This is a genomic window from Spartobacteria bacterium UBA695, assembly GCA_002298145.1.
Taxonomy (GTDB): domain Bacteria; phylum Verrucomicrobiota; class Verrucomicrobiia; order Chthoniobacterales; family Chthoniobacteraceae; genus UBA695.
In genome coordinates this window covers 128,055-136,097 of sequence record DBMP01000004.1, presented here as the reverse complement: position 1 = coordinate 136,097, position 8,043 = coordinate 128,055, and the positions used below count along the sequence as shown (strand labels likewise).

The following is an 8,043-nucleotide window of genomic DNA, read 5'->3' as shown; positions in this document are numbered from 1 at the left end:
GGCGTGCAGGCTCTTCATGATGAACCGGGGCACATTCTACTATCGAAGCCAGGCGAAAGACCTAAGTGCATTAAAAATGCGACTGAGGGATATCGCCATGACGCGGGTGAGATTTGGCTATCGACGACTGACGGTCATGCTGCGCCGGGAGGGCTGGACAGTAGGAAAAAGGCGAGTTTACCGGCTTTACAGCGAGCTTGGATTGCAGATGCGAACCAAGAAACGCAAGAAGCTGGCGAGCATGCAGCGCGGTCCGGTTGAAACAGCCCAGGCTCCCAACCAGAGATGGTCAATGGACTTCGTAACCGACCGGTTGGAAAACGGGCGCTACTTCCGCACGTTGACGGTAGTCGATCAGTATACGCGGGAGTGCCCTGTGCTGGAGGCAGCCGAATCGCTTACCGCCTCGAAGGTGGTGTATGCATTGGATCGAGTCGCGGCAGAACGCGGCCAGAGAAAACCAAACCAAAACCGAGAACCCTTTACCATCGCTTACTCAACCTAGCTGTGGTCCAAATTTCGGGAGCAGGTCAGGTTGCCCCCAAACTAACACATTCCCTGGCTCGAAATCGCTGAGTCACGTCAACAGAGTTGCGCGAAGGCAAGGTTCCCACCAGGGGAAGTAAACCCGGGTTTTCCAGTTATGCCGAGGAGTATTGCGTGTTTTCGAAACGGCGGAGCGCCCGCCCAAGGCGGCAAAGACGATCCACGAAGAGCGTACCTTGAACTCGCAATGCCTCAAACGCCGCATCGCCTCCTTCGATTTGATGCGCCGCGAAGTGTCGGCTTGGCAACGCCATCGCTACCAACGCGGCGCTCCCGTCCACTGGCGCTTCACCACCGAGGACGCCCGCTTAGGCTATATCCAAAACTTTAGACGTTACGGGATACTAGTGTTTGGAGTCGATCAGCTCAACACGGGGATTTGCGAACCAAACCGTTCCCGATGTGCGCCAGAGGAACATCCCGAACTCCACGTGATCAGCCTCGGCTGGGACGGTGGCTTCGCCTTCGACGTAGAGCCAGTCAAAAGTGTCTGACGGCGACTTCAGAAACTTGCTGTACTTATAGGCTTCGGCCTGTTTGCTTGGATCGGAGAGATTGGAAAATCCTAAACGAATCCACGCGCCTTCATTTCCAGAGTTCTTGATTCCATTCGCCTTGATCCAACCTGAGAACCGGATGGTTTGTCCCACGGAAGCGGGCAGATTTGTCTGCAAAAGCCCAACCCGAACGGGGGTAAGAGAACTGATCCGCAAGGTTGCTTTGCCTTTATAAAGCGTATCGGTATCAACGGCAAATAGATCAAGGCTACCCTGCGTTAGAGAGGCGTCGCTTGCATTGTTGACCGGGGGACAAAAAACCATCCAGTCCGATGGAAGCCCCGTGGTCGTGGTTTGCGAGAACGCTACATTCTTTAGAATATTGTCCGAACCCGCCAGAGCGACTGTAGCATACGAGGTAATCAAGAGGGCTAATAGGGTAGATAGTCTCATGGGATTAAACTAATAGGGCTATACCGCCTCGCCGCCAACGCCGATGGGGAATTTAACTATAAACCCGAGTTGGTTTTTCCAACGTTCGCTTTCCTTCAGCAATGCCGTTTACTCAGAATCGGCATTCGGGGATTTTGCGGAGAGCAGATTCCCTTTAATGACCGATTGGTTTACACTGAGCGTGATCTTGCCTGACCGTTCCTGCCACGTGATGGAATCGTTCCCCACGCGAAGGGTGAGATTGGGGTAGGTGCCGGAGACCCGGGCCGACACGGGTTCGGTTCCAATGACCGTCACCAGCCAGGCGTTTTCCGTGGGTGCGCCCAAGTCGGTTTTCAGCTCGTAGCCGCTTTGGATTTGCTTATCGCTGGGATGGGAGAGAACGACCAGGGGGCCTGTCTTCTGAACAATGGGCGAAGGCCCGGTTTGGCATCCGTAGGTAACGAGGTCTGGAGCGGAAGGGGGGGCGTCGGCTTTTGGTGCGGCCGGATTGCCATCCTTTGCAGAAAAAGAGCCATCCTTGCCAATGGTCATTGGCCCAAAGGTGTGGAGGAACGATTCCCAGGTCACTGGCCGGGATGCGGCGAGAAGGTCGAGGGTAACGACATAGGGTTTGGCGCCTTTGATGAACAAAAGATGTCGCTGGACCGAGGTGACATCGGCTCCCCACATATAGGCAGGCGCGGCTTCTCCGATCACGTAATCGGCCGTCGGAGAGGTTGCGACTCGCAGGAGGGTCGCCTGGGAGGGTTTGCCAAGGTAGGTTTCCGCGCGCATCCATTTTTCCTCGCCCCGTTGGCCTATTCCATCCGCAAGCCAGACATTTTCATTGGAGGTTTTTTTCAGGTGGGTGTATTGGCCCGGCAAGGCGATGCGCCATTGGCGATCGCTCCAGAAAATGAAGCTGTTGGCGTCCGGATGGGCATGGCCGAAGCTTGCGCTGGCTCCCGGGAAAGAAGACCAGTTTTCGGTGATATGATGGCCGCCCGGAGGGCCGCATCGGAATGCGACGACCGCGGCGTCTTGGTCCCACCCGGTGCGGAAGGAGACGAATCCCCAATCGGAATAGAGCCCCGTCAGCGGCAAATGAAGGCTTTGGGGGGATTGGGCGGGCCGGTTCGGGTCCAACCAAAGCATGGCGAAGGGAGAGTTGTGCGGCGGTTTTCCCCATGCCGCGCGGTTGGTTTGGCGAATCCACTCGGCCGTGGGATCTCCACCGCGCGAGGCCAGCCAGGCCAGGATCGGTTCGTCGATGACGTCCCAGGCGAAAACAGGGGTGTCGCCGAAATGAGCCACACTGCGCCCGTCCGGCATGAGGGTATCGAGCAAAAAGCGGCCCACCCGTTTCAAATAGGGCATGGAGGAGAGATCCTCTCCTGAAAAACCACGGAGCAGTTCAATATATTGGAGCATCCAAAGCGTTCCATAACGCAGGTAGGCGGGGCCTTCGTAGTTTGATCCATCCAGGCCGAAGTTGCGGTAGAGTGGCTCGAAGCTCCCTCGAGTCCAGTTGAGCCAACCCTGCATTTCTTCGGGCGCCAGATCGTATAAAGCCATTGCCGAAGAGGCGATGCCGGTGTTGCAGATCCAACTATGGTTTTGGAAATAAGCGGTGCCCCAGCGGTAAGGCGGCTTTTTGGCCGCGTTGGTAGAGACCTCCATCAAGAGCCGGCCGTGGAGAAGCAGCTTTGTTTCAATGGTCGCTCGCTCTTCGGGAAGCAGCGAGTTGTAAAGCCAGTCGTAGGCGAGAGCCATGCCAAAGCAGACATGGCCGGCACCCAGATCCTGATCTCCGCCCCAGGATGGATAGGAGAGGAGTGCTGTAATCCAACTCCGGGCCGCTGTGAGGTATTTGTCGTTGCCCGAGACGATGTAGGCCAGGGCAAGGCGAGGCAAGCGGTCGCCAAAGCGGCGGAAGGGATCCTCGGTATTGGCGGGATTGCGGGGAGGCACTTCGGCGGCCGTTTGGTCGGCGGCGTGAAGGAACTCACTCCAGATGGGGGCGAAGGCGGGTTCTTTAACTCTGGATTGGAGGGCGGCCAGCTCCTGGCTGTTGAGATAAAGCCGGGGATGCGTTCCCAATATTCCGGGTTTGGGCGACACCGTGAACTGCTCAGACCGCTTGGGAATGGGGATCGGACCGGGGTCGGCTTTGGGCGCGGCATCCTGCGGTTCGGCAAAGCCATGGAACGCGGCAAACTGGAATCCCAGCGCGGCGGCGAGGATTGCTAACATTCGTGGGAGGGAGCGGATCATTGCGGGAGACGTTGCCAATGTATAGGGCTTGAACGGAAGCACAATTTTTGTTTAACTTTAAAGTAGTGCCCCCCCGGATTACACTCAAAGATGTCGCGCAGGCTTGCGGCTGTTCCACCATGGCGGTTTCGTATGCCTTGCGCGGGCTCCAGAAAGTTTCGCCGGAACTCACGAAACGCATCAGAGAAACCGCCGCAAGCCTTGGATACGCGCCCGATCCCATGCTTTCGGCGTTGATCGCTTATCGCAAGGAGGCGTCGGCGATCACCAAAGCGTGCCCCCTGGCATGGCTTAGCGATTCTCCCGAAGACGGGCAATGGAGGACGCATCGTAATTTTATCCTGAGTTATTACGAAGCCGCTTGCGGACGCGCCTCCGAGTTGGGTTATCATATTGAGTATTTCTGGCTGAAAGAGCCGGGAATGACGCCCTCCCGGATGAGTAAAATATTATACTCAAGAGGCATTACGGGGCTGTTGGTCGCGCCCAGGCCACAGGCAAGAGGGCATCTCAATCTCGAATGGGAGCGGTTTTCGACGGTGACCTTCGGGTACAGCCTTGCGCGGCCCCGGTTCCACATGACCACTACGCACTTTTCCGCCCTCACGGTCCAGCTGATGCGCAAATTGTCGTCGCTGGGCTATCGCAGGCCGGGGATGTTTATGAATCCGTTCCACGACGAACGGATGGATCATAATTACGTGGCGCCGTTTCTTTTTGAGCAACAGCGTCTGGAAAAAAAGGACCGGATTCCGCCGCTTCTTCATGCTTCGCTGGAAATGCTGCCGGAGTGGATTGGCAAATACCGGCCTGATTGTATTGTGACCGACAACGAGGACGTCGGGGATTGGCTGTCTGAAAAAGGCTTCAAGATTCCAGAGGAGATTGGGGTCGGCCATTTGCAGAGCAATTCCGTGGAACGCAGCGGAATGGATCACAATTTCCCGGCAGTCGGGGTGGCGGCGGTCGACCTCCTCATTGGGCAACTCCAGCGCAATGAACGAGGGGTGCCTTCGGTTCGGAGATGCTTGTTGATTGAGGGAACGTGGCATCCTGGCAAGACCTTGCGGCGGATGAATCTCCCCAAAACGATCGTTTAGGCGCTCTGTTTTCCGCGAAGGTTTTTAGACAATCCTTAGGTTTATAGTTACACCTGTTTGCCGCATTGAAATATTCCGTCTCTAGGGCAAAACGAAGGGCATGACCATATTGTCTACCCGGTTGGTGCAGTTCATTGCATTTCCGGTGGCGACTATGGCAGGTGCGCATCTTTCCAGGCATTACAAAAATGCGAGGCGAGATGCGATGCAACCCCATTCCAAATCCCAAACATCACCCCTATGGCAGCAAAAAATCTTCCCGGCAGCAAAGGCGGCCGCTCTTTAATTAGTAAGGCTTGCGTCCTTGCATTTGTAGCAAGCGCCCTTCACGCCAACGCAGCAACCTATACATGGAATGGAGGAAGCTCGACGTGGGGAACGGCGGCCAACTGGCTCCCTTCATCAGCCTACCCGGGGACGGCGGGGGCTACGACGGATAGTGTGTTGATCGACACCAGTTCCACCAATCAGACGGTTTCCTACACCCTGACTTCCTCGACGATTAGCAACCTTACGATCAATGAATCCACGGCGTCGGTGGTCAATACGCTTCAGATCGGGGCGGGCGACTCCTTGAAGGTCGGGGGCGCTCTTTCCCTGAACGCCACGAATGGCGGTACGGTGGTCATCTCAAATACGGGGGCCCCCACGACTTCCGGAGCAGTGCTGACTATTGGCGGGAATGTCACTCTGGGGACGGTGGGTTCGGCCGCGTCCGGCACCACGATCATCAACCTGACCTCCGGGCTTGGCACGGCTGCCAGCACGTGGACGGCGCTGTCTGGGAGCACACTGAATATAGGCAACGGGGCCACGGTGATGGTGGGGGACACCAGTTCGAGCATTTATAGCGGCGGCGAAACGGTTAATGTTGCGCTAAGCTCCGCTTTGAATATCCAGGGGGGCTCGTTCATTGTCGCGGCGAGCACGGGGACGGGGTCGGGGACGGGGATGTTGGTGAGTGCTATCCTTAACTCCAGCCTGACGCTCTCATCCGGAACCCTGCAGTTGCAGGGGATTAATACCGGCAGTAAAAGTGCATACAGCGCGACCCGGTTGGTCATTAATGGCAATTTTACCGCCACGGGAGGCACGATTATCCAAAAAGGGTATACGGGGTACATCCAGTTGAAGGGCGCCACCAACACCATTGGATCAGGAGTGACCCTGCAAGCCAATACCGGCGACGCGCTGTCTCCTGGCCCCGCCTTTTCGTTTAATACCTCTGGCGCCCAGAGCCTGACTTCCGCCGTAGCGTTGTATAATATCTATATGCGTGGTACGGACACCAAGACGCTCGCAGTTACCGCGGCGGGGGCCAATATCGGCACCATCGAGATGGATCTGGGAGCGGGTACCTCCGGCACGGTGAAGATGGGGAGCAATTTGACGCCCTATAGCACGGCGGCCTTGATCGGCAATTCGTACAGCTTCACGAGTGCGGGTGCAAATACCCTTGACTTGGCTGGCTATACCTACGACGGCAGCCTGGTCAGTTCCGCATGGAGTCCCGCTGGTACGTCGGCAAACGCCTACCAGTGGGTGCTGCAATCTTCCGTGGCGGGCGGCGCATTCAAGGCGAAGTCTTTCAATCTGACAAATAACAGTACGTCAACGACTCCCTATACTATCGGCGGATCGGGGCAAAATATCGTGCTCCAGGCAACTGCGGGCGGCACTACCAATAACTTGAGCCTCTATGCATCGGGTGGAACGGGAGCCGTGGGAACCATGGATGCCTCCACGACGTTCTATTACACCGGCACCGGTGCCTCCTCCTCACTGACGGGTTCGTCTGCCAAGGGACTTGCGACGTTGGGCAGCCTGAAGGTTGGCGATGGCACCAATGTCTCGACGCTAACGCTCGCTTCCGCCCTGCAGTTGGCTTCCGGCGTTACGGTCAACTCCAACTCGATTCTTGATTTGACGGGCAAGAACCTTACTGAAACCGGCGCGGGGGTCGCCGGGGGCCTGAACGGTGGGGGAACCATTCGTAACACCACCAGCGGCACGGCAACGTTGACGCTTAATACCACTAGCGGCGATGGCGCCTTCTCGGGGGGGATTACCGATGGCGCGGGCGTGATTTCCTTGACGAAAAACGGCAGTGGCAATCAGGTTCTTAGTGGAGTGAATAATTACACCGGGGCCACCACCATTGCCGGTGGAACCCTTACCGTCAATGGCTCGATCGCCGCAGCCAGTGCGGTAAGCGTGGGCGTCGGGGCAACCTTGGCGGGTAGCGGTTCCGTCAGCGGAACCGTTGGCGTCAGCAGCGGCACCGTCAACGGCAGCGACAGTGGCTTGACCTTGGGGGCGACCACGCTCCATGGCACCAGCACGCTCAGCGGCTACAACATCGCCAGCAGCGTGAAGGTGGCCGACGGCACCACTACGTTGAGCGGCACCACTAAATCCACCAGCGCACTTGTCGTTTCTCAAACCGCCACGTTGAACGTCACTAACGGTACCATTAACGGAAGCGCTACCGTCAGCGGCTTGCTGAAAGGCAACAGCACCGTGACGGGCACTCTCGCGCTGACCAGCGGCACCCTTGCCTCCTCCAATGGTTCCGGGTTCACGAAGGTCGGGGGCGACTTCACCGCAGACGCCACCTCCAAGCTGGTGGCCGGAGTGAGCGGTTCGGTGGCGGGAACCTCCTATGACCAAGTGCAGGTCAGCGGGAATGTCTCCCTTGCCGGAGCGTTGGATCTTACCACGCTGAGCGGATTAACGCTGGGCGAAACCATCGTCCTCATCGACAACACCGGCAGTGGCACGACGACGGGTTACTTCTCCACGATCATTACGAGTGCCAGCACCTACACGCTCACCTCGAATTCTGACTACACGTTCACCTCAGGCGGTACGGAATACCTCTTGAGTTTCAAGGGCAAGGCCGAAAGCGACAGCCAATATAACGATGTGACTCTGACGGTAGTTCCCGAGCCCGCCACTTGGGCCATGCTCGTGGGCGGAGTCGGCATGCTGGGCTTTGCCCAACGCCTGCGCCGTCGGGATCATTCCAGTGTGTTATAAGGGGAGGATTTTGCTGGCTGGGGTGCTGGCGGAAATCCATTAACATCCAAAGCCGCCGCGGCTGATTGAAGTCGCGGCGGCTTTGTATTGTTGTGGCTGCGTTGAACCTAAAAAAAAGGCATTCGCGCCCACGAGACGCGAATGCCTTGGAC

Annotated in this window: 5 protein-coding genes; 3 read left to right on the top strand and 2 right to left on the bottom strand. The window is 57.3% G+C overall.

Annotation, left to right across the window (positions count from 1 at the left end):
* On the top strand, positions 1-505 hold a 505-nt coding region (locus B2828_RS01695; RefSeq protein WP_479631943.1), incomplete at its 5' end, for a DDE-type integrase/transposase/recombinase.
* 385 nt (positions 506-890) lie between these two features.
* Here the strand turns inward: B2828_RS01695 and B2828_RS01690 are convergent.
* Both B2828_RS01690 and B2828_RS01685 read right to left on the bottom strand, forming a co-directional pair.
* Complete coding sequence (locus B2828_RS01690) at positions 891-1,496, bottom strand: hypothetical protein (protein WP_479631942.1); 606 nt, start codon at positions 1,494-1,496, stop codon at positions 891-893.
* 108 nt (positions 1,497-1,604) lie between these two features.
* Complete coding sequence (locus B2828_RS01685) at positions 1,605-3,731, bottom strand: DUF4962 domain-containing protein (RefSeq protein WP_479631941.1); 2,127 nt, start codon at positions 3,729-3,731, stop codon at positions 1,605-1,607.
* A gap of 68 nt (positions 3,732-3,799) precedes the next feature.
* Here B2828_RS01685 and B2828_RS01680 point away from each other — a divergent pair, with 68 nt between their 5' ends.
* Positions 3,800-4,852 carry a LacI family DNA-binding transcriptional regulator gene (locus B2828_RS01680; protein WP_479631940.1) on the top strand — a complete coding sequence of 351 codons (1,053 nt, stop codon included), beginning with the start codon at positions 3,800-3,802 and terminating at the stop codon, positions 4,850-4,852.
* A gap of 240 nt (positions 4,853-5,092) precedes the next feature.
* Positions 5,093-7,891: a PEPxxWA-CTERM sorting domain-containing protein gene (locus B2828_RS01675; RefSeq protein ID WP_479631939.1), complete on the top strand. Its 2,799-nt coding sequence runs from the start codon at positions 5,093-5,095 to the stop codon at positions 7,889-7,891.
* The last annotated feature ends 152 nt before the right edge of the window (positions 7,892-8,043 follow it).

What these genes read in the sequence shown, in the direction of transcription:
- B2828_RS01690 (WP_479631942.1), bottom strand. Translation starts at nt 1,496, where the DNA reads ATGAGACTATCTACCCTATTAGCCCTCTTGATTACCTCGTATGCTACA.
- B2828_RS01685 (WP_479631941.1), bottom strand. Translation starts at nt 3,731, where the DNA reads ATGTTAGCAATCCTCGCCGCCGCGCTGGGATTCCAGTTTGCCGCGTTC.
- B2828_RS01675 (WP_479631939.1), top strand. Translation starts at nt 5,093, where the DNA reads ATGGCAGCAAAAAATCTTCCCGGCAGCAAAGGCGGCCGCTCTTTAATT.